The 22,407-nt window shown below is 37.5% G+C and carries 16 protein-coding genes and 1 pseudogene; 11 read left to right on the plus strand and 6 right to left on the minus strand.

The genetic code is table 11. From position 1 onward, the window contains the following. The 5 genes from SAGCYANO_RS09485 to SAGCYANO_RS09505 all read left to right on the plus strand — a co-directional run. Positions 1–714 (plus strand): DUF4912 domain-containing protein (locus SAGCYANO_RS09485; protein WP_202219848.1); only part of this gene is annotated, 714 nt, incomplete at its 5' end. Next, the gene (locus SAGCYANO_RS09490; RefSeq protein WP_202219849.1) at positions 701–892 is read left to right on the plus strand and encodes a DUF4912 domain-containing protein; all 192 of its coding nucleotides are present in this window, start codon (positions 701–703) and stop codon (positions 890–892) included. The genes SAGCYANO_RS09485 and SAGCYANO_RS09490, both read left to right, overlap by 14 nt. Then, complete coding sequence (locus SAGCYANO_RS09495) at positions 871–1,389, plus strand: DUF4912 domain-containing protein (protein ID WP_202219850.1); 519 nt, start codon at positions 871–873, stop codon at positions 1,387–1,389. Before SAGCYANO_RS09490 ends, SAGCYANO_RS09495 begins: the two co-directional genes overlap by 22 nt. Next, positions 1,376–2,911 carry a DUF4912 domain-containing protein gene (locus SAGCYANO_RS09500; RefSeq protein ID WP_202219851.1) on the plus strand — a complete coding sequence of 512 codons (1,536 nt, stop codon included), beginning with the start codon at positions 1,376–1,378 and terminating at the stop codon, positions 2,909–2,911. Before SAGCYANO_RS09495 ends, SAGCYANO_RS09500 begins: the two co-directional genes overlap by 14 nt. After that, positions 2,827–5,763 (plus strand): DUF4912 domain-containing protein, encoded by a 2,937-nt coding sequence (locus SAGCYANO_RS09505; protein WP_202219852.1) that lies wholly within the window; start codon positions 2,827–2,829, stop codon positions 5,761–5,763. Before SAGCYANO_RS09500 ends, SAGCYANO_RS09505 begins: the two co-directional genes overlap by 85 nt. A gap of 690 nt (positions 5,764–6,453) precedes the next feature. Here SAGCYANO_RS09505 and SAGCYANO_RS09510 read toward each other — a convergent pair. After that, positions 6,454–7,257 (minus strand): calcium-binding protein, encoded by an 804-nt coding sequence (locus SAGCYANO_RS09510; RefSeq protein WP_202219853.1) that lies wholly within the window; start codon positions 7,255–7,257, stop codon positions 6,454–6,456. An 88-nt stretch (positions 7,258–7,345) separates the two neighbouring features. Between SAGCYANO_RS09510 and SAGCYANO_RS09515 the strand changes: the two genes are divergently transcribed. The 4 genes from SAGCYANO_RS09515 (at position 7,346) to SAGCYANO_RS09530 (ending at position 11,378) form a co-directional block, all read left to right on the plus strand. Further along, entirely contained in the window at positions 7,346–8,344 is a 999-nt protein-coding gene (locus SAGCYANO_RS09515) for an ATP-binding cassette domain-containing protein (RefSeq protein ID WP_202219854.1), read from the plus strand. 624 nt (positions 8,345–8,968) lie between these two features. Beyond that, complete coding sequence (locus SAGCYANO_RS09520; protein ID WP_202219855.1) at positions 8,969–9,664, plus strand: DUF1963 domain-containing protein; 696 nt, start codon at positions 8,969–8,971, stop codon at positions 9,662–9,664. 122 nt (positions 9,665–9,786) lie between these two features. Further along, positions 9,787–10,497 (plus strand): DUF1963 domain-containing protein, encoded by a 711-nt coding sequence (locus tag SAGCYANO_RS09525; protein ID WP_202219856.1) that lies wholly within the window; start codon positions 9,787–9,789, stop codon positions 10,495–10,497. Between the two features lie 92 nt (positions 10,498–10,589). Further along, positions 10,590–11,378, plus strand: a complete 789-nt coding sequence (locus SAGCYANO_RS09530; protein WP_202219857.1) for an ABC-2 family transporter protein — start codon at positions 10,590–10,592, stop codon at positions 11,376–11,378. 444 nt (positions 11,379–11,822) lie between these two features. Here SAGCYANO_RS09530 and SAGCYANO_RS09535 read toward each other — a convergent pair whose 3' ends face one another. The 4 genes from SAGCYANO_RS09535 to SAGCYANO_RS09550 form a co-directional block, all read right to left on the minus strand. Continuing rightward, positions 11,823–13,517 (minus strand): FG-GAP-like repeat-containing protein, encoded by a 1,695-nt coding sequence (locus tag SAGCYANO_RS09535; protein WP_202219858.1) that lies wholly within the window; start codon positions 13,515–13,517, stop codon positions 11,823–11,825. A 1,021-nt stretch (positions 13,518–14,538) separates the two neighbouring features. Next, the gene (locus SAGCYANO_RS09540) at positions 14,539–15,108 is read right to left on the minus strand and encodes a Uma2 family endonuclease (protein ID WP_202219859.1); all 570 of its coding nucleotides are present in this window, start codon (positions 15,106–15,108) and stop codon (positions 14,539–14,541) included. Between the two features lie 421 nt (positions 15,109–15,529). Further along, positions 15,530–15,913 carry a hypothetical protein gene (locus SAGCYANO_RS09545; RefSeq protein WP_202219860.1) on the minus strand — a complete coding sequence of 128 codons (384 nt, stop codon included), beginning with the start codon at positions 15,911–15,913 and terminating at the stop codon, positions 15,530–15,532. Between the two features lie 372 nt (positions 15,914–16,285). Further along, positions 16,286–17,713, minus strand: a complete 1,428-nt coding sequence (locus tag SAGCYANO_RS09550) for a DASS family sodium-coupled anion symporter (RefSeq protein WP_202219861.1) — start codon at positions 17,711–17,713, stop codon at positions 16,286–16,288. 758 nt (positions 17,714–18,471) lie between these two features. Between SAGCYANO_RS09550 and cysC the strand changes: the two are divergent. Together cysC and SAGCYANO_RS09560 are read left to right on the plus strand one after the other, a co-directional pair. Continuing rightward, positions 18,472–18,996, plus strand: a pseudogene (cysC, locus tag SAGCYANO_RS09555) (adenylyl-sulfate kinase); the annotation flags it as partial. Positions 18,997–19,195: 199 nt separating this feature from the next. Beyond that, entirely contained in the window at positions 19,196–20,431 is a 1,236-nt protein-coding gene (locus tag SAGCYANO_RS09560; protein WP_237396015.1) for a transposase, read from the plus strand. A gap of 300 nt (positions 20,432–20,731) precedes the next feature. Here SAGCYANO_RS09560 and SAGCYANO_RS09565 read toward each other — a convergent pair whose 3' ends face one another. Further along, positions 20,732–21,910 carry a phytanoyl-CoA dioxygenase family protein gene (locus SAGCYANO_RS09565; RefSeq protein ID WP_202219862.1) on the minus strand — a complete coding sequence of 393 codons (1,179 nt, stop codon included), beginning with the start codon at positions 21,908–21,910 and terminating at the stop codon, positions 20,732–20,734. Positions 21,911–22,407: the final 497 nt, after the last annotated feature.

The raw sequence follows: 22,407 nt of genomic DNA on the forward strand, positions 1-22,407 counted from the left end.
TTATTAGCAGCATGGGCAAATCAAGCAAAAAATAGTGAAATAAATCTCACAGCACAACCAAATCAAAGTGGATTAGCAACTTGGTCAGTTCCAGAAGCAGACAAAGATGCAGCAAAATCACTAGGAGGTAAACAATATCAACTGCGAGTTTATGATGTCACAGATATAGACTTAGACTCACAACCAGCTCCAAGTGTGCAGCAGTATGATTGCTCAGAATCTACCACGGACAAAGAACTAGAAAACCTGGCAGCAGAACATGAGTATCAGGCAGAAATAGGTTATGTGACTGATGATGGTCATTGGTTAAAGTTAGCTCGTTCAGAGAAAATCAGGATATCAGCAGAAGAAATTGCCACGACCGTGGATGGAGATGAAAGTACGGGAATATCAGTACCAGAAGCAGGGGTAGATACGAAAGAGACACCAACAACTTCCGTTGATGAAACTCCAACAGATGGCATAGGAGTAGCACCAATAGTAGGAGGATTAGGATTAGCAGGGTTATTAGCAGCATGGGCAAATCAAGCAAAAAATAGTGAAATAAATCTCACAGCACAACCAAATCAAAGTGGATTAGCAACTTGGTCAGTTCCAGAAGCAGACAAAGATGCAGCCAAATCCTATGGAGGTAAACAATATCAACTGCGAGTTTATGATGTCACAGATATAGAGCTTAGACTCACAACCAGCTCCAAGTGTGCAGCAGTATGATTGCTCAGAATCTACCACGGACAAAGAACTAGAAAACCTGGCAGCAGAACATGAGTATCAGGCAGAAATAGGTTATGTGACTGATGATGGTCATTGGTTAAAGTTAGCTCGTTCAGAGAAAATCAGGATATTAACAGCAGAAACTGTCACGTTCCTGTGGATGGGGATGAAAGTATAGGAGTTTCAACACCAGAAGCAGGGGTAGATACGACAGAGACACCAACAACTTCCGTTGATGAAACTCCCACAGATGGCATAGGAGTAGCACCAATAGTAGGAGGATTAGGATTAGCAGGGTTATTAGCAGCATGGGCAAATCAAGCAAAAAATAGTGAAATAAATCTCACAGCACAACCAAATCAAAGCGGATTAGCAACTTGGTCAGTTCCAGAAGCAGACAAAGATGCAGCCAAATCACTAGGAGGTAAGCAATATCAACTGCGGGTTTATGATGTCACAGATATAGAGCTAGACTCACAACCAGCTCCAAGTGTGCAGCAGTATGATTGCTCAGAGTCAACCACGGACAAAGAACTAGAAAACCTGGCAGCAGAACATGAGTATCAGGCAGAAATAGGTTATGTGACTGATGATGGTCATTGGTTAAAGTTAGCTCGTTCAGAGAAAATCAGGATATTAACAGCAGAAACTGTCGTTACCTGTGGATGGGGATGAAAGTATAGGAGTTTCAACACCAGAAGCAGGGGTAGATACTACAGAGACACCAACAACGACCGTTGATGAAACTCCCACAGATGGCATAGGAGTAGCACCAATAGTAGGAGGATTAGGATTAGCAGGGTTATTAGTAGCATGGGCAAATCAAGCAAAAAATAGTGAAATAAATCTCACAGCACAGCCAAATCAAACGGCATTAGCAACTTGGTCAGTTCCAGAAGCAGACAAAGATGCAGCCAAATCACTAGGAGGTAAGCAATATCAACTGCGGGTTTATGATGTCACAGATATAGAGCTAGACTCACAACCAGCTCCAAGTGTGCAGCAGTATGATTGCTCAGAGTCAACCACGGACAAAGAACTAGAAAACCTGGCAGCAGAACATGAGTATCAGGCAGAAATAGGTTATGTGACTGATGATGGTCATTGGTTAAAGTTAGCTCGTTCAGAGAAAATCAGGATATTAACAGCAGAAACTGTCATTACCGTGGATGGGGATGAAAGTATAGGAGTTTCAACACCAGAAGCAGGGGTAGATACGAAAGAGACACCAACAACGACCGTTGATGAAACTCCCACAGATGGCATACCAATAGCACCAATAGTAGGAGGATTAGGATTAGCAGGATTATTAATAGCATGGGCAAATCAAGCAAAAAATAGTGAAATAAATCTCACAGCACAACCAAATCAAACGGCATTAGCAACTTGGTCAGTACCAGAAGCAGACAAAGATGCAGCCAAATCACTAGGAGGTAAGCAATATCAACTGCGGGTTTATGATGTCACAGATATAGAGCTAGACTCACAACCAGCTCCAAGTGTGCAGCAGTATGATTGCTCAGAGTCAACCACGGACAAAGAACTAGAAAACCTGGCAGCAGAACATGAGTATCAGGCAGAAATAGGTTATGTGACTGATGATGGTCATTGGTTAAAGTTAGCTCGTTCAGAGAAAATCAGGATATTAACAGCAGAAACTGTCACGACCGTGGATGGGGATGAAAGTATAGGAGTTTCAACACCAGAAGCAGGGGTAGATACGAAAGAGACACCAACAACGACCGTTGATGAAACTCCCACAGATGGCATAGGAGTAGCACCAATAGTAGGAGGATTAGGATTAGCAGGGTTATTAGTAGCATGGGCAAATCAAGCAAAAAATAGTGAAATAAATCTCACAGCACAACCAAATCAAACGGCATTAGCAACTTGGTCAGTACCACAAGCAGACAAAGATGCAGCCAAATCCTATGGAGGTAAACAATATCAACTGCGGGTTTATGATGTCACAGATATAGACTTAGACTCACAACCAGCTCCCAGTGTGCAGCAGTATGATTGCTCAGAGTCAACCACGGACAAAGAACTAGAAAACCTGGCAGCAGAACATGAGTATCAGGCAGAAATAGGTTATGTGACTGATGATGGTGAGTGGTTAAAGTTAGCTCGTTCAGAGAAACTCAGGATATCAACAGCAGAAACTGTACGATTCCTGTGGATGGGGATGAAAGTATAGGAGTTTCAGCACCAGAAGTAGGGGTAGATACGAAAGAGACACCAACAACTTCCGTTGATGAAACTCCAACAGATGGCATAGGAGTAGCACCAATAGTAGGAGGATTAGGATTAGCAGGGTTATTAGCAGCATGGGCAAATCAAGCAAAAAATAGTGAAATTAATCTCACAGCACAACCAAATCAAACGGCATTAGCAACTTGGTCAGTACCACAAGCAGACAAAGATGCAGCAAAATCCTATGGAGGTAAACAATATCAACTGCGGGTTTATGATGTCACAGATATAGAGCTAGACTCACAACCAGCTCCAAGTGTGCAGCAGTATGATTGCTCAGAATCTACCACGGACAAAGAACTAGAAAACCTGGCAGCAGAACATGAGTATCAGGCAGAAATAGGTTATGTGACTGATGATGGTCATTGGTTAAAGTTAGCTCGTTCTGAGAAAATCAGGATATTAACAGCAGAAACTGTCGTTCCTGTGGATGGGGATGAAAGTATAGGAGTTTCAACACCAGAAGCAGGGTTAGATACGACGGAGACACCAACAACTTCCGTTGATGAAACTCCCACAGATGGCATAGGAGTAGCACCAATAGTAGGAGGATTAGGATTAGCAGGGTTATTAGCAGCATGGGCAAATCAAGCAAAAAATAGTGAAATAAATCTCACAGCACAACCCAATCAAACGGCATTAGCAACTTGGTCAGTTCCAGAAGCAGACAAAGATGCAGCCAAATCACTAGGAGGTAAGCAATATCAACTGCGGGTTTATGATGTCACAGATATAGAGCTAGACTCACAACCAGCTCCAAGTGTGCAGCAGTATGATTGCTCAGAGTCAACCACGGACAAACAACTAGAAAACCTGGCAGCAGAACATGAGTATCAGGCAGAAATAGGTTATGTGACTGATGATGGTCATTGGTTAAAGTTAGCTCGTTCAGAGAAAATCAGGATATTAACAGCAGAAACTGTCGTTCCTGTGGATGGGGATGAAAGTATAGGAGTTTCAACACCAGAAGCAGGGTTAGATACGACAGATACACCAACAACGACCGTTGATACAGAAACAACACCAGTTGATGGAAATCAAACAACTCCAACAGATGGTATAGGACTAGGGCAAATAGCATTAGGATTAGTAGGACCAGGGTTATTAGTAGCATGGGCAAATCGAAAACGGGAACTAAATAGTGAAATAAATCTGAAATCTAATCATAGTAAAAGTGCATCAGCAACTTGGTCAGTTCCAGAAGCAGACAAAGATGCAGCTAAATTATATGGAGGTAAACAATATCAACTGCGGGTTTATGATGTCACAAATATTGACCTAGACTCACAAACAGCTCACAGTACCAGGTATTATGATTCCGAAGAGTCAAATCAGCAGTGGCAAGTAGGAAGCTTACTAGATGATTGCGAATATCAAGCAGAAATAGGCTATGCTACTGATGATGGTCAATGGCTACCATTGGCTCGTTCTAACCGAGTTCGGATCTCAGAAGATCGTGTAGATGAAAATAAAAATATAGGTGTAGCAAAAGAACCAGAATTATTAGGTAAAGCACCAGTAAAATGGGTATTACCTCCCTGTCAAATTACTATTACTCCTGAGAATGAAGAGAATATGATGGTGGTTTGGGAAGTTCCTCAAGTGGCGAAAAATGCAATCAAAGAACAGGGGGGAGAACAATACCAGTTGCGAATTTATGATGTTACAGGTATTGACTTGGATACACAGCCAGCATACAATGTACAAGCCTACGATTGTGAGGAATCTACTCAGCAAATGCAAGCACCTGTTTTTGTAAAAGAACGTGAATATCAAGCAGAAATAGGCTATGTCACTGATGATGGTGAGTGGTTAAAATTGGCTCGTTCTAATCGTATCTGGATACCTGTACCTAATTTGATTGTAGACAGTGATGAAGAAAAAAGTACACATTTAGACGGAACTCCCTCTACAGCAACGATTCCAGAGGAAGTGTTGAAATCCAGTTGGATTACTATAGTACCTCACGATCGCCAGAGTGCTTGTGTTCATTTAGTAGTGTCTCAAGCTGCTAAGGATGCAGCAAAACAACAAGGTGGACAGCAATATCAATTGCGGATTTATGATGTTACAGATGTTGATATAGAATCACAAACAGCTCAAAAGATACAACAATACGATTGTGAGGAGTCTATCCAGAAAAAAGAAATACCTATTAATATTACTTCTCCCCGCTATGTTGATTATTTAGCAGAGATTGGTTATGTCACTGATAGTTTGCAGTGGCTAATGATTGCTCGTTCTAATCCACTACGAATGCCTATTTTGGCTCAAACTGATGATATTGCAGAGGTAAAAACAATTGGTGAACCAACTAAACCAATTATTGGTGCAGATGTAATATCTCCAGTATCAGGAAGTAAAGAAGAAACAGCGATCGCAACAAGTAACATCACCCCTGGCGACTGTGAGATTCAGCATCTTGTTGTCCATAGTCGTAACAATTGCTATTCACTCAATGATTCACAAATTAAGGGACTTCAAGAAACGGCCGTCTCTAAAACCCTTGAACCAGGGATTTATATTGTGCGGATTAAAAGTGGTACATTTAGTTACGGTTCTAATATTTGTCCCTCTGGTGAACCATTTGTTTTACTTTGGATTTTTGGTGGAAAGGTGAAGAATAAAAAGACGAATATTCCGGTTGGGCAAACCTGGTCAACTTTGAATGGGTCTCACGAAACACTAACGTTAGAGGTCCTGGAAACGACTACTTTGTATGCCTTTTTTGTTGATACTTATCCTGATGATAATAACGGAGAGCTTACTGTTTCTGTAGCTAAGTTATATTCCTAAAAGAGGGAGTAGGGGAGTAGGGAGTAGGGGAGTAGGGGAGTAGGGAGTCGGGGAGTCGGGGAGTCGGGGAGTCGGGGAGTCGGGGAGTCGGGGAGTCGGGGAGTCGGGGAGTCGGGGAGTCGGGGAGTCGGGGAGTCGGGGAGTCGGGGAGTCGGGGAGTCGGGCGAATGCCATTCGCCCCTACTTATGGCGTTTTCAAGGTGAATTTGCGTAAGTCCTAATATTTTTCCCACTATTCCCTATTCTCTGTTCCCTGCTATATTTCATGAAAAATTCACACTAACAATAAATCGAGTGAGGGCGCAATTCGGCAGCTCTGCGGAACGCAAATGCCATTCGCCCCTATATATGGGGTGTTCAAGGGAGTTGCATGGGTAATATCATGTCCGGATAATTAGTTATAAAAAAACTTTCTCCTTCAACTCCAGTTCTTCTTCTTTCTTCCCTCCTCCTGGGAGGGGTTAGGGGTGGGTTGGGAGGGGTTAGGGGCGAGGGGTGGGTTGACTCCTGACTCCTGACTTCCCCTCCTCCTGGGAGGGGTTAGGGGTGGGTTGGGAGGGGAGGGGCGAGGGGTGGTTTGACTCCTGAGGACTCCGTAGTTATTTATTTATCACTGTTCAACCGGACATGATATAAGTCCTGATATTTTTCCCACTATTCCCTATCCCCTATTCCCTGTTCCCTGTTCCCTTAAAAATTCACACTAACAAACTGTGACTCTGGCAATGCAGCTATTTCTGCCGAACTTGTGTTCAACACATATCCTAAGAGTTGATTTGTACCACTCATTTTAATCGCAGTACCCTCTAAAACACCATCATTATTTGGGTCTAAATCCTGTAGTGAAAGACCTGCCTTAGGTAAAAGTTCGACTTCATCATCGATAAATGGAAAAATCAAATTTGCATTAATTCCAAACTCTTCAAAACTATTAAAATCTTCAAATATCAGATCGGATTTTGTCATCCCTCCTGTTAATCCAATAATATCTTCAGAAGAGTTAAAATCAGTAATAATTGCATTAGGCAATTCAGCAGTACTGGGAATTCCTGGAAATAAAGAAATAACACCACTTAAATCTTGTGTTATTCCTGCTAACTCAGTTCTGAAAACATATACATCACTTCCCAAACCACCTTTATAAATACCAACACCAGCATCACCAATTAAAGTATCATTACCCTCTCCACCATTTAATAGATCGGTACCTTTACCTCCATACAATATGTCATCACCAAAACCACCATTGAGAAAATCCGTATCCTTGTTGCCATACAAACTATCATTACCATTCTCTCCAAATAACTCGTCTTCTCCTCTACCACCAAAAATTAAGTCGTTGACAGATGAACCAGTAATGGTATCATCACCACTAAGAGCTAATACTCCCCCAGGAAAAGAATTAGCTTGCTCTACTGTGAGAATCTCATTATCATCACCACCTGTTCCCAATAAACGAGGAAAAGAATCTGAAAAATCTTCAGTAAGTACCATAACTTAGTATGTCTCCTAAATATGCTAAATTTTTGCTGTCCTATTTATGTCGAATGTTGTCTGTAACTCAAATTAATATTCAAAAGTTATGTCTATTATAGTCGCTAAAAATCTGAGTAAAATTTACCCAGTAGCTATCAAAGAACCAGGAATTAAGGGAACACTACGTCATTTTATACGTCGCAACTACCAATATGTTAAGGCAGTTGAAGATATTACATTTGAAATAGACCCGGGGGAGGTAGTGGGGTTTCTCGGACCTAACGGCGCTGGTAAAACTACTACTCTGAAAATGCTGACAGGTTTAATTCATCCGTCTAACGGTATAGTTAAGGTAGCTGATTATGTCCCCTTTGAACGCAAGAGAGAATTTTTAGAGCAAATTACTTTAGTTATGGGGCAAAAACAACAGTTAATTTGGGATTTACCAGTGTTAGACTCGCTGAAAATTAATGCTGCTGTTTACGGTCTTTCTGACAAAGAATATTACAGAAGGTTAATGGAATTAACGGAGATGTTGTCCCTGGAGGGAAAGTTGAAGCAACCAGTCAGAAAATTATCTCTGGGGGAACGGATGAAAGCAGAGTTGATGGCGGCGTTGTTGCATCAACCGAAAGTTTTATTTTTGGATGAACCAACTTTAGGTTTAGATATAAATGCACAAGTTGCAGTGCGGGAGTTTTTGCAAGAATATAATCAACGTTATCAGGCAACTGTGTTATTGACGAGTCATTATATGGCTGATATTACGGCTTTGTGTAAGCGTGTATTGTTAATATATCAAGGTCAGTTAATTTATGATGGGAGTTTAGATGGTTTACTCGATCGCTTTGCTCCTTATCGAGAGGTACAAATAGAGTTACTTAATCCTGTGTCTACAGATGTAGATAATTTTGAGCAACATTTATCTAATTATGGGGAGGTGGAAATGTTGGAAGGTCAGTCAATACATTTGTTAGTACGCCGGGAAAATTTAACGGCAACTGTAGCTCAGATTTTGGCAGAATTAGAAGTGCAAGATTTGACTGTGACTGACCCACCTATTGAGGAGGTTATTGGTAGAGTTTTTCGTGCAGGAAAAGTATAGTTTAAGTCAAAATTTAAAAGTCAAAAGTCAAAAGTAGGAATTTTTCTGAATTATATTACAGCAATTACCGAGTTGATGATAACTGATAACTGATAACTGAAATGACTAATATTCCCCCAAAAATTCAACCCTATAAACGTAATGCTTGGAAACCAATAACTATTGATGGAGATGGGGATTTAACTGCTTGTGACATACTCCCACACTAAGCAGGTGCTATAGTATAAGCTCTCTCGTTTCGCAGCCCCGGTATCCCGTCGGGCAAGCGCGTGCTTTAAGAACGGAATGCCCTGCCGCTCTTTTTGGACATAAAAAACTGCTCACCTAGTTCCGCAATAAGATTTTATGTTTTCCCACGGTTGACTAGGAATTTAGGCCAACAACCCCATATCCTATTGAATTTTCATGGTTCATTACTGGCGGCGATTAGCTCAAACCAGCGTAATTCGATGATAACATAAAAATTTGTAAATTAATGGAACATCTCCTCCCATTAATTTACCGAATAATTAAGGTTTAAAGCCTCTCCTTTTAAGGAGAAACAAGAAAAAATTTTCCTTTGATTCAATCCTCTTCCTTTTAGGGAGAGGTAATTATCAATTATCCATTATCAATTATCAATTATTGAACGCCGATTCATCTGGTCGCCAAATCACAGATTATGGCGATCTGCTCAAGAGCGATTTAGCTAAATTTGCAGGTAAACCTTGGTTAGGAAAAAATGAAGAATGGCCGAAATGTCCTCATTGTCAGAATCCTTTAGAATTCTTTTTTCAGCTAAACTTAAATCAATTACCAGAATCATTACAAAATAAGTTTGGCAGTGGAATTTTACAAATGTTTTATTGTACATATACGAATGTATATGGAGACGAGTTTTGCGAATTAGATTATCAAGGATGGGAGGCATTTTCAGATATTCATTTTCTCAGAATTATTCAGCCAGAAACAGAAGCAAGAGATGTAGAAATTCCTGAAATTGAAGATATTTATCAACCAAAACTAATAGTTGGTTGGCAACAATTAGACGATTATCCTAATTTTGAAGAAGCTCAGGAAATAGGCATTGAACTAAGTTTTGATGAATACTACTCATCTCTAGAAAAATATCCAATTGAAGGAGATCAATTAGGAGGCTGGCCTTTTTGGGAACAAAATATAGAGTATCCTAATTGTCCGATTTGTGGTGAAAGAATGGAATTAGTTTTTCAACTTTATTCAGAAGGTAACTCCCCTTTTATAGGTTGTAGAACAGCTCACGGCCATATTACTCAATGTCAAAATCATAAACATCAGTTAGCATTTTCTTCGTCTTATTGATTGACGCGATCGCTAAACTACTAATTTATGAACTAATGTAATAAATAATCTGAAACGTTCAATTTTTTCAATTAATTACTATCCTCTAAATAGTTGATTAATTCTTTCTACAAATAAATATTATGACTAATATTCCCCCAAAAATTCAACCCTATAAACATCACGCTTGGAAACCAATAACTATTGATGGAGATGGTGCTTTAACAGATTCTAAATTTGCTGGTAAACCTTGGTTAGGAAAAGACGAGCAATGGCCGAAATGTCCCCATTGCCAAAATCCTTTACAATTCTTTCTTCAGCTAAACCTTAATACCTTACCAGAAGCATTAAAAAATGAATTTGGTAGCGGTATTTTACAGATGTTTTATTGCACTAATGCAGAACTACTTTGTGATTGCGATTATGAAGGATGGGAACCATTTTCCGACATTCATTTAATTAGAATCGTTCAACCAGAAGGAAAAGCCCAAGATGTAAAAATTCCTGAAAATCAAGAATTTTTTCCTCCTAAATTAATTGTCGATTGGCAATATCTAGAAGATTATCCTAATTATGAAGAAGCAGCAGAACTTGGTGTAGAATTAAATTTTAATTTAGATGAATTATTTTTCGATAATTTCCCAATTGAAGGAGATAAATTAGCAGGTTGGCCTTTATGGGTTCAGGGAATAGAATATCCTAATTGTCCGATTTGTAATGAAAGAATGCGGTTAGTTTTTCAGGTTGATTCTGAGGATAATTTACCTTTTATGTTTGGGGATGCTGGTTGTGGTCATATTACTCAGTGCAAATATCATAAAAATCAAGTAGCATTTGGTTGGGCTTGTGCCTAATATAATACTAATAATATTTTTCCTTCTTCCTTCTTTCTTCTTCCTTCTTTCTTCTTTCTTCTTTCTTCTTCCTTCTTCAACCATTAAAAACCATGAAAAAAATCATCAAAATAGCCAAAGTTTTTCTATCTACTTACTACGCCTATATGTTAGAATATAGAGCCGAACTCCTCTTATGGGTGTTGTCATCTTCTTTGCCTTTTATTATGATGGGAATCTGGGTAAAAGCTTCAGGAATAGGTGAATTTGCATTAGATAAATCACAGTTTTCTCATTATTTCTTAGCTGTATTTCTTGCCCGTGCAATCACACCTGTTTGGGTGATTTGGGATTTTGAAAAAGAAGTAGTTCAAGGGAAATTATCTCCTAAATTATTACAACCGATAGATCCAGTTTGGCATCATTTCTTTGGTCATATTGCAGAAAGGTTGGCGAGAGGACCTTTTGTTTTAGGTTTAATATTATTATTTTTTGTTCTCTATCCCCGGATATTTTGGTTGCCAAATTTGAGCGATATTTTGTTATTTTTAATTGTAGTAGTAATGGCATTTGCATTACGATTTTTAATTCAGTATACATTGGCTTTATTTGCCTTTTGGATAGAAAAATCTAGTGCGCTTGAGCAGCTTTGGTTTTTACCTTATATATTTTTATCGGGAATAACTGCTCCATTAGAAGTGTTTCCAGAATCAGTGCATCAAATAGTATTATGGACTCCGTTTCCTTATATAGTTTATTTTCCTGCTTCTATCTTAGTGGGGTTGCCTGTGGATATTGGGCACGGGTTATTAATGATGTTTGGTTGGGGTGCAATATTTTTGGGATTAAATCGTTGGTTGTGGCGAAAAGGGTTAAAGCAATATTCGGGGATGGGGGCTTAATAATTAATAATTAATAATTAATAATTAATAATTAGGGTTTGTGCTCAAAAGTCTTTTAGTAGAGGTAGGAAACAGGAGACAGGAAACAGGAGACAGGAGACAGGAGACAGAAGACAGGAGACAGGAGACAGGAGAAATGGAAATTTAGAAGAGGTAGTCGGAAAAATTGTCCTTTAATTTTTCTGCCATAATCATCCTAAAATACTCACTTTTTGAGCTTTTTCCATTCCAAAGCTTGTACTTTTTTCAACAAAAAAATGCTCAAATGATTAACAGTCAATACTTTGAGAATTAATCAGCAAGCCCTAATTACCTCTCCTTAAAAAGAAGAGGATTGACGTTTAAAGAAAATGTTTTCTTCTCTTGGTCGATGGTCGGACAGCTCCGAGACCTGGCAATCCCTCGACCCCACGACCGCAATCAAAAAAAGCGCTGTAAAATTTCCTAACCTCTGAGGAAAAAATCATCTCCTTGTAATGATGGAGTATTGGTCAAAGTAGCAAACTGACCTCCACTACCGAAACCATTTTCGCTACGATTAGAATTATAGAATAAATTGCCATTTTCACTATTGTAGACAATAACTGCATCAACCGTTGCTGCCAATTGGTCATCGGTAACTGTGGCAAACTCACCAGTAATACTAAACCCAGTTCCTGACTCACTGTTGATAGTAGTAAAAGTATTGCGGTCTAGAAGAATAATATCTCCTTGAGCTTGGGAAAAATCAGCGATCGTATCTATACCTAAATCATTTGACTGAAATGGTTGATTAGTATTAAAGATAAAGCGGTCAATACTACCACCTCCTATTAACTGGTCGTTTCCAGCTCCACCATTAAGTCTGTCGCGACCAATACCCCCACTAAGAATATCGTTACCACTGGCACCAAACAAGTGGTCAAAACCAGGACGTCCTTCTAAAATATCATCACCATCGTTGCCGTAGAGGAAATCATTGCCTTTACCGCCAACTAAAGTATCGTCCTCTTCTGCACCAACTAAAGTATCGTCGCCTTTACCACCAACTAAAGTATCGTTATCATTACTTCCTTTTATCAATGAACCTGTATTGAGCAAAACAGAAATCTCGTTGCTCGGTACTTCTTCAGTGCCAAAGTTGGCCACTGCCACATCTAGACGACCATCCTGGTTAAAATCTCCAGTAGCTACTGCTCTAGCGGCGGTTCCCACTGTCACATCATTCCGATTATCAAAATTTCCAGAGCCATCTCCTAGTAAAATTGAGACACTATCACTGAAAAAGTTGGCAACTGCTAAATCTTCAGTACCATTTCCATCAAAATCTCCTACTCCAATACCAGGAGGAAGTTGTCCAACTGGAAAATCAGTACGACTGAAATCTCCTGTACCATCTCCTAGAAAAACTGAAATATCATTAGTATCTGCATTAGCAACGACTATATCTAGATTTCCATCTTGATTCAAATCGCTGCTAATAATTGCATCAGGTCGATCTCCAGCTACAAAGTTAGTTGGAGTGCTAAATGTACCATCTCCGTTGCCAAAAAGAATGGAAACATCATCGCTAAAAGAATTAGCAATGGCTAAATCTTCATTGCCATCCTCATCAAAGTCTCCCACAGTAATAGAAAAAGGTCCATCACCAGTTGCAAAAGTTTCTGAGATAGGATTAAAGCTACCTTGACCATCTCCTAGCAGAATTGAAACGTCGTCTCCTCCCTCATCATTTCCACCAAAGTTTACAACTGCTAGGTCGAAGAAAGAATCACCATTGAAATCTCCAACTCCGAGAGGAACAGGACTATCGCCTACTGGAAAATTAACAGGAGCATCAAAACTACCTAAGCCATCCCCCAGTAAAATTGAGACATTGTTATCTAAGTTGTTAACAACAGCGAAGTCTAATATTCCATCACTGTTAAAATCTTCTGTCGCAATAAATGTAGGAGCTTGACCCACTGAAAAATTTGTTGGACCGCTAAAATTTCCCAAGCCATCTCCTAATAGCAAGGAAACATCATTACTTTCAAAGTTAACAACTGCTAAATCTAAGTTTCCATCATCATTAAAATTACCACTAATAATGGATAATGGAGTTGTTCCTACTGCAAAATCAGTCCGGCTAAAGGCAACAGAGGTAATTAAATCGTTCATTAGTATCTTCAAGAATTTAGAATTTAGAATTTAGAATTTAGAATTACCTCTTCTTTTCAAGGAGAGGATTGACTAATTATGAAAATTTTTATTTATTATCCCCTTAAAAGGGCAGGCTTTAAACCATAATATTTCGGTAAAGTTAGACTCACTACTGTAATAAGAAAAGATAATACTATTTAGGGTGAAATATAATTTTATTTTCAAAAAAATCAGCATTTTTATCAAATAAGAAAAAGCTTTATTGAACAGACCCAAAAGTGATTTTTGGATTTATTCTCGGGGTATTATACAGTAATTTTTAACGAATAAAAGTTTGACAAATTGTCGTTTTTAAAGTTTGACAGTCGGTAGTTTTACTAATATTTAGGGTTTGCTTATGGAAAGTCTTTTTGCTGGGGTAGGAGATAGGAGAAATAGGAATGAACGAGGAGGTAGGAGTAAGAATTTTCCCAAGATTGTTCTGCCCAACTATGTGGCTAAAATACGCTCCTTTTTGAGGGTTTTAGACTGAAACAAGCGCACTTTTTTCTACCACAAAAATGCACTTCTCTTTATATGTCAATGCTTTTAGATTTAATCAGCAAGCCCTAATTAAGGTCTGCTGAAAAAATTAGTTGGTGGGGGTAGGACACGGAGACGCGGAGATGGGCGAAACAGGCAAAGGTTTCGGCAATTTTATATGAAGAAATTTTCTTGAATTTCAGTATAGAATTTCAGTAAATTGATGCCGATAAGAGCAAATAACTAGGAGATAAACTGAATATAAAAAGCTCGATTACCGAAAAATTGTGGTTTAAAACCTCCCCTTTTAAGGGGATAATAAAGAAAAATTTTCATTATTAGTCAATCCTCTTCTTTCCAAGGAGAGGTCATTATTCATTATTCATTATTCATTATTCATTATTCATTGTTGAACATCAGCTATCCTGACTTTTAGACTTAATCAGCAAGCCCTAATTATTAATTATTAATTATTCATTATTCATTATTAATTGTTGAATCCTTCCTTCTTCCTTCTTCAACCATCAAAAACTGTAGATACTTTCAAATTAAGGGTTCTAAATCCAGGAGACAATACTAAATCATTACCAGAAAAACTACCGACTTCTGTATAATTTTTGCCGATTAATTCTAATATTAGAATAGTTTTAGTTTCAGGGTCAACAATCCAATACTCAGGAATACCACAATCTTGATATTGAATTCTCTTCGCAATATAATCTCTCTCTCTTTGTATTTCTCCAGGACTAACAACTTCAACAACTAATAAAGGAGGCGACATAGACAGGCGAATTGTATTCCATTTTGATAATAATTGAATATGTTCTTCTCGGATTATAGTCAGATCGGGATAGCAGTTTTTCGGCTCACCTCTAACCTCTAATTCTAATCCTTGACCCCGTACTCTACGATGACCTAAAAGTAAGGCAAATCTCAATAACAAAAAATTAGCAATTTCAACATTTAAACCTGATTCAAGAGGCATTTCAATTAATTCACCATTAAATAATTCACAGAGTTTTTCTGAATTGTTACTGTATGATAAATATTCTTCAAAGCTTTGAAATTTATGTTTAACTTGTACCATCAGATTCACTTCTTTCGTCAAGATTATATATATGCGAGGAATCAGAAAAAAAAAGCAGGAACATATAGATTTTGTCGTTCAATTCAGAGAAATAAATTTATCTAAAAATAGTAAGTAATAGAAAATCCGGAGGGAGATTGTTCATCAGCAAGAAGCTATGTTTTTTGATATAGCAGTTGAAGTAAAGGGTGCAGATATCTCAAAAGTTTAAAACTCAAACAACGCCAGATTTTTCCTTCTTCCTTCTGATATAACTGATTATTTGAATATAATATTATTGACCGAATAATTAAGGTTTAAAGCCTCTCCTTTAAAAAAGGAACAAGAAAAATTTTTCCTTTGAGTCAATCCTCTCCTTGAAAAGAAGAAGTAATTGTTAATTATTAATTATTAATTATTAATTATTAATTATTAATTGTTTTTAATCTTCCTCAAGATACTCTGCTATACTTGGTAAGTTGCCAATTTTAGCAGTAAGTAGCTGAGGGCCAGCAACAATAATTTTTATTGCATCTTCCTCTACAAGCTCAAACAGATATTCTTCTAAACTAGGTCTTTCTATTACTTCCTGAATGTCTAATTTTACTTCTTTTTCTTTAGCTTTACGCTTTACCCGCTTCAAAACATCATTAGCTAGAGCGCGATAACCATCCAACATAGAGTTTTGAAGTTTATGCAAAGGATTAGAACCCAACCAACCAGTCTGCCCCAGTTCCCCAATAACATCATTAATTGAATTATTATTAATAAAAACACAACTCTCAATTTGGCTTGATTTTGTTGAGCTTCTGAAATTCCTTTCCACATTGCTTTATCGTAAGCATAGGGATTTGCAACCACTAACCAAATATTCATATCTTACCGAATAATTAAAGTTTAAAGCCTCTCCTTTCAAGGAGAAACAAGAAAAAATTTTCCTCTGAGTCAATCCTCTTCTTTTCAAGGAGAGGTAATTATTAATTATTAACTAGACAGTGCAAAGTTCTTGAAATAAATATTGCTAGCTAAGGCTTTCAGCAATCTAAAGGTTAAAAACTCTTTATTCAGAGCTGTAAATACTGTAAGGCTTTTACGGCAATTCTTTCAGCTTTCAATGCTAATTGTTCTTGGGAATAACTTTGTACTCTCCAGTTATTAATTATTAATTATTAATTATTAATTATTAATTATTAATTATTCAAACTCCCAGCCCAAATAAAGGCCAATAAAATTTCGCCATTGCCAAGAATATCAAAGTCCCCACTAATTTTAGCAATAAGCCACGCTTAAAAGCTTCAGCAGGAGACACATAACCACTACCAATAATAATGGCCATTACCGGGGTACTTACTGGCAAAAGAAAAGCCAGACCTGATGGCAGAGTAATACCCAATGTCATTGCTCTAGGGTCTATGCCATATTTAGCTGCTAAAGCAAGTCCAACTGGCATCAAAACTGCCACAGCAGCAGCATTACTCATTCCTTCTGTCAAGATAGTAATAATCAAAACCATTGCTATAAAACAAATTAAACCAGAATTAATCCACGATCCCAATAAGCTTTCTGCTAATGCTAGTGCTGCCCCCGTATCTCTTAACACTGCACTTAGAGCAATAGCACTACCATACATCAAAAAAATACCCCAGTTAACATCTTCTTCTACTTCTTGCCAACTTGCCAACCCAAAAATGAAGCTACACATCACCCCAAAGAAAGCTATTGTATCTAGTCCCCAAACTGTTCCTCGAAAAATCCACAATAAAACTATCCCTGTCACTAATACTAATGTACCAATTTCTCTTGGTGAAATTCCTCCCAGACTTTTTGACCTAATTTTGAGAAATTTTAGAGCGTTTGGTAAAGACACAACTGTACCTTTTCCTATTTGAAGTAAGATTACATAAGCCACTGTCAACAGTAATACGACCAAAGGAATAGACCAAATAAACCATTCCACAAAACTGACATCGTATTCTCCATTAGTGGTGCTGCGAAGAACTCCTAATGCTAGTGGCGCTCTGGCACCTCCAAGTAAAGTTGCAATACCACCAATACCGCAACCCCACCCTAAAGCTAAGAATGCTGCTAGTCCAAAACGTCCACCGGGTTTAGCTCCTGCTGCTTGTATAACTTCTATCACTACTGGAAATAACATTGCCGTCACAGCGTAGGAACTAATCACAAAAGACATTACGGCGGAAAGAATTAAAATAGAGGCAATTAAAGTATTCTGGGTATTGCCAAAACGGGAAACTACTGTTAGTGCTAGACGGGTACTCAGTCCCGAACGTTGAATAGGACTGGCTAAAATAAATGCTCCTAATACGAAAAATACTGCTTTGTTGCCGAAATAAGCATAAGTTTCTGTGGCAGACATACTGCCACTGAGGGGGATTAAAAATAAGACCATTAAACCTGTGACTGCTACTGGTAAGGTATTCGTTGCCCACAGGAAAGCTGTTACTCCAAATACTGCTAATGCTCCTTTTGCCTCTTGTTCTATTCCTGCTATTGGAAACAGGAGAATACTTACATAGATCAGTGCTGCAGCTACAAACCAAGCCCAACGATACTGAGGTTGACGAGATATGCGTAACCAACTACGAAGATGTCTAATATTTTCCATTTATATGAGTTAAGTTGTGGAGATTAAATAGGCGATGATATGAGGAATTTAAATTGAAGAATTTATACCAATTACCAACAGTAATTCTATACTTAGGTAACACTTCAGTTATTAAGTAATTAAACTATCCTAAGATTTTTTGCTAATTTGAGTCAATTTAATATTAATTATTATTATTTTTACTTCTCCCCTACTCCCCCACTCCCCTACTTCCCCTCCTGGGAGGGGTTAGGGGTGGGTCCCCTACTCAATAAAATGTAGAATTTTTTTTGAGAAATGGTATTAGAAGGCAGAAGGCAGAAGGAAAAATTGTTTATGGATAGTCTTCGACACGCCACTCCGTGTCTACAAACCCCAAACAATTTTAGGCACCCCCCTTGACGGTGGGATATTAAACCCGCCACAGAAAGGATAATTTTTACTGTTTTAATATAGCTTCTATAACTTATAACTAAATGAGCAGTTACATTTTACACTATGTTTGACTTTTAGCAAGTTAAACAGTTATAGTATCATAGTAGAAATATCTAAGTCAAGAAAACAATGAAACTTTAAATTCCTAAAATTCCTATTTTTATTCGGGATTTAAATTTTGTTTTTTAGCCAATAATTAAGGTTTAAAGCCTTTCCTTTAAAGGAGAAAAAAGAAAAAATTTTCCCTACCGCGTCAATCATCTTTTTTCCAGGAGAGGTAATTGTTATTATTAATTATTAATTATTAATTATTAATTGTTGAAAGGATGTTGTGAATGGAAAAAATCAATCAAAATGGTGTAACAGTGTGGTTTACTGGTTTAAGTTGTGCTGGTAAAACTACTCTGAGTTTAGCTGTGGCAGAAGAGTTGCGATCGCTTGGTTATACGGTAGAAGTTCTTGATAGTACTGTTGTTCGTCAAGACCTTGGTAAAAGTTTGGGTTTTAGTAAAGTTGACCGAGATGAAAATATCCGCAGAATTGGGTTTTTAGCTCATCTTTTAACTCGTAATGGTGTGATTGTTTTAGTATCTGCTATTTCTCCTTATAATCAAGTTCGAGCTGAGGTTAGAAAAAGAATTGGTAATTTTATGGAAGTATATGTTAATGCACCTTTAGAAGTATGCGAAGCACGAGACAAAAAAGGACTTTATCAACTTGCCAGAGCTGGAGGAATTAAAGAATTTACTGGCATTGACTTACCTTATGAAGCACCTCCTCATCCTGAAGTTGAATGTCTAACTGATTTAGAAACAGTTGGTGAAAGTAAAGAAAAAGTTATTCTAAAAATGATAAATAATGGTTATTTAAAACCTCGTGATTTTTCTCATAGTAGTGCTTATTTTTTGATATTTAAAGGAAGAAGGAAGAGGGAAGAAGAAGCAAGGAGGAAGGAGCTGATTGCTAGTATCAATATCTATGGCAATTTCCGGCAATAACTGAAAAAAAAAGGGGATTTTTTTGACTTGACAAAAAAAATAATTGATAATCTGCTTGGAGGTGATTTGATTGTACGCCAAAAAACTCGAATTAAAACTCAGTAACCAAGAGCGTTCATTTATGGCTCAATGCGCTGGTTATGCTCGTTTCGTTTACAACTATGGCCTCAATATGGTTAATGGAACTTCTGGCATGACCAAAGTTAACAAACGAGGTCAGAAAGTTACCTTAAGTTACGCATTACGCATTTTAGAAGCTAAAAAAGTCTTTACTAACTATGTGAAAAAGCAACCAGAATATGCATGGATCAACAATTATTCCTCTCGCATTTACCAAAGTGCTTTTCAACACCTAGGTGAAGCATTTAAACGGTATAAAGAAGGAATCAGTAAGTATCCTAAGTTGAAAAGGAAAAAAGACCGACAATCTTTTACGGTTTATGACGGTAATGGAAAAGTAACTATTAGTCCTGGTAAAAAAATTAAAATACCAACATTAGGGATTTTTCGATTATGGGAATCAATTCCTTATACCACAGCAAGTCAGACTTTTACTATTAGTAGAACAGGGGAAAAATGGTTTGTTAGTTTTGGTATTGAAGCTGAGAAGTTGCCAGTTCATCCCCTATTAGATGAGCGACAATACGAAACTTTTGGTATAGATGTTGGGGTTAAACAATTTGCAAGTATAGCGAACCAAGAAAAGGGGAATAACGTTGTTGTAAGCCTCCCAGACTCTATAAAACTTGAGCTATTATTGCTGGCTAAGTTTCAATGGCGCAATCGGAATAAACAACTAGGAGGTAAAGATAAACCACCTTCAAAAAATGCCATTAAATATTACAAAAAACTCGCGAAGTACCATGGTCGTATTGCTAATGTGCGTAGAGATTTCATAGAGAAAATTACTACAAAATTAGTGACTCAAATTAAGCATGTCTGCTTAGAGAGTTTAAATGTTAAAGGGATGATGAAAAATGGTAAGTTGGCAGCGTCTATAGCCCGCCAAGGATTTTATCAATTTAGAGAACGATTGACAACCAAAATCGTAAGCTCTGGTGGGACGGTAGTGCTAGCCGACCAGTGGTTTCCGTCATCCAAAACTTGTCATAGTTGTGGTTACATTAATCAAGAATTAAAGCTAAAAGACCGCACCTTTGACTGTCCTCACTGTGGAATAAGAATAGACCGGGACTTGAATGCTGCACTGGTGTTATCTCAGTATGGGGAAGTTAATCAAGAAAATAGGGAAGGCTGTGCCCGAATTTACGCTTGTGAACTGGAAGAGGGCGGCCTCCCAGGTTGAAGCAAGAAGCAAACATCTAAGACTTGCATTACCAGGTTTTACCGAGTTTTGCTGGAATTGTATAGGTATTGTACAGCAGTATCTAGTAGTAGACTGACACATCTAAAATGGTGCATTAGATTCAATTCAAAAGTCATTCATCGAGTGCTAATTGGCGAGGTTTCCTCAGAATGTAAGACGCACTCAAGACAGTCAAAAGTCAAAAGTAAGAATTTTCAAGTTAAAAACTAATGCACAGTTTTAGCTGTGTCAGTCCACTACTGGAATTTGTAAGAAGAGGTAATTATTAATTATTAATTGTTAATTATTAATTATTCCATATAACTTCGTTCTCAATCTTTCTAATTCTGCCTCAATAACCTGATTTTGAGCTTCTGATAATTGAAATTTTGTTTGACAATTATATAACTGACTGCGTAACTTTTCTAATTCTGACTCAACTGTTTGAAGTTGAGGTTTTAATACACTCAGTTCATCATAAGATTCCATTGCCATAGGTCGTAATTTTTCTAACTCCTCCTGAAATTGTAACAGTTGATATTTTAATCTTTCCACTTCATACTGTTCGGGATTAACTTCAACTTTCTCTCCATTATAAATATGATCGACGACTTTTCCTGTCATAATATTTCTCACTTCTTTCAGATGAATTCTATGTAAAAATGGGTCTGAAAGTAAAGGAATATAATACATACAATCAGAGAAATAATAATGTGTTACTTGACTATATCTAGTGCGGTTTTTATCTAAAACTTGACTACCCCCATGTAGTAAATTTGCAGCCCAAATTAAAGCTTGCCCTTTCTTCACATAAAGTTCTACTTTTTCTAAACCATTATGTTCAATTAATGACTGTAAAAACTCTTCATATATAGGATAAACATCATAAGGCTTATTTTGATAACTACCTGTAATTCCTAAGTCGTTTAAATCAAACATTGGTAATTTATGACTACCAGGATAATAATGTAGGGGACCGTTATTTGCATCTATATCTTCAAGAGCTACCCAAACTCCACACATAAATCTAGCTGGCATTGAACTAAAATGTATACTGTCACTATGAGTAGATTGTTGAGTACCAAACTTAAAATTTAGGGTTTGAAATGGGATTGGTTCTCGCTGATAAAGTATTTTTAATAAGTTAAGAATTTTGGGAGAAGTGGCAATTTTTTTAACATCTTGATTGAATGTCCAAGCATCTTGAATTCGGTCGTGATAAATCCAAGCTGATTCTACTTTGCCTTTGTCTCCATATATGGGAGTTAAGTCTTTAACTATTCTGTCTGTAGTTTCTGCAATATTTTCTATGCCTAAGTCGTCTATGATTACATATCCTTGTTCGACAAATTGTTTGACAAGTTTTTTTGTGTCTTCGTCTAAAGTTAACTGGCTAAAAATTTGTTCAAAAAATGGCGAATCTACCAAAGGTACATTCATCAGAGGAGGAGTAAACTTTTTATCTTTTGTTTTGCTCATAATTTGTAATTGAAGAAGGCAGAAGGCAGAAGGCAGAAGGCAGAAGGCAGAAGGCAGAAGGCAGAAGGGAAAATTGCTTATGGATTCTCACCCCAAACAATTTTGAACACCGTGTAGACAGTGGGTTATTAAACCCATAAGGGAAATGATAAATAAGCAAGCAGGAGCAAAAAATTATATATATAGGACTTACGCAGATACGCTATATATAGTACTTGTAACTATTGTCCAATAGTTACTGGACTCTATACATAGTGTCTTTGCGTAAGTCCTGATATATTAGCTATTTTAGCCTTTTGATGTATTTCCCTTGTTCTGTATGCTTTTCAGCTATTTTTGCCCTCAAAAATATCAAATTCCCGATATTTAATCTTTTTTTCTACTCTTATAGAAACCATTTGGAATATTAGCCCGCAGTACGAGTTTTTGGCAAAGGAGGACAGAGTCAGGAGCTAGAGAAATATAATATGAGAAAAAGGTAGAAATTTGCCTCCATA

It is taken from the genome of Okeania sp. KiyG1 (assembly GCF_014132355.1).
Classification (GTDB): Bacteria; Cyanobacteriota; Cyanobacteriia; order Cyanobacteriales; family Microcoleaceae; genus Okeania.

What these genes read in the sequence shown, in the direction of transcription:
- SAGCYANO_RS09515 (WP_202219854.1), top strand. Translation starts at nt 7,346, where the DNA reads ATGTCTATTATAGTCGCTAAAAATCTGAGTAAAATTTACCCAGTAGCT.
- SAGCYANO_RS09540 (WP_202219859.1), bottom strand. Translation starts at nt 15,108, where the DNA reads ATGGTACAAGTTAAACATAAATTTCAAAGCTTTGAAGAATATTTATCA.
- SAGCYANO_RS09510 (WP_202219853.1), bottom strand. Translation starts at nt 7,257, where the DNA reads ATGGTACTTACTGAAGATTTTTCAGATTCTTTTCCTCGTTTATTGGGA.
- SAGCYANO_RS09550 (WP_202219861.1), bottom strand. Translation starts at nt 17,713, where the DNA reads ATGGAAAATATTAGACATCTTCGTAGTTGGTTACGCATATCTCGTCAA.
- SAGCYANO_RS09530 (WP_202219857.1), top strand. Translation starts at nt 10,590, where the DNA reads ATGAAAAAAATCATCAAAATAGCCAAAGTTTTTCTATCTACTTACTAC.
- SAGCYANO_RS09565 (WP_202219862.1), bottom strand. Translation starts at nt 21,910, where the DNA reads ATGAGCAAAACAAAAGATAAAAAGTTTACTCCTCCTCTGATGAATGTA.
- SAGCYANO_RS09525 (WP_202219856.1), top strand. Translation starts at nt 9,787, where the DNA reads ATGACTAATATTCCCCCAAAAATTCAACCCTATAAACATCACGCTTGG.
- SAGCYANO_RS09535 (WP_202219858.1), bottom strand. Translation starts at nt 13,517, where the DNA reads ATGAACGATTTAATTACCTCTGTTGCCTTTAGCCGGACTGATTTTGCA.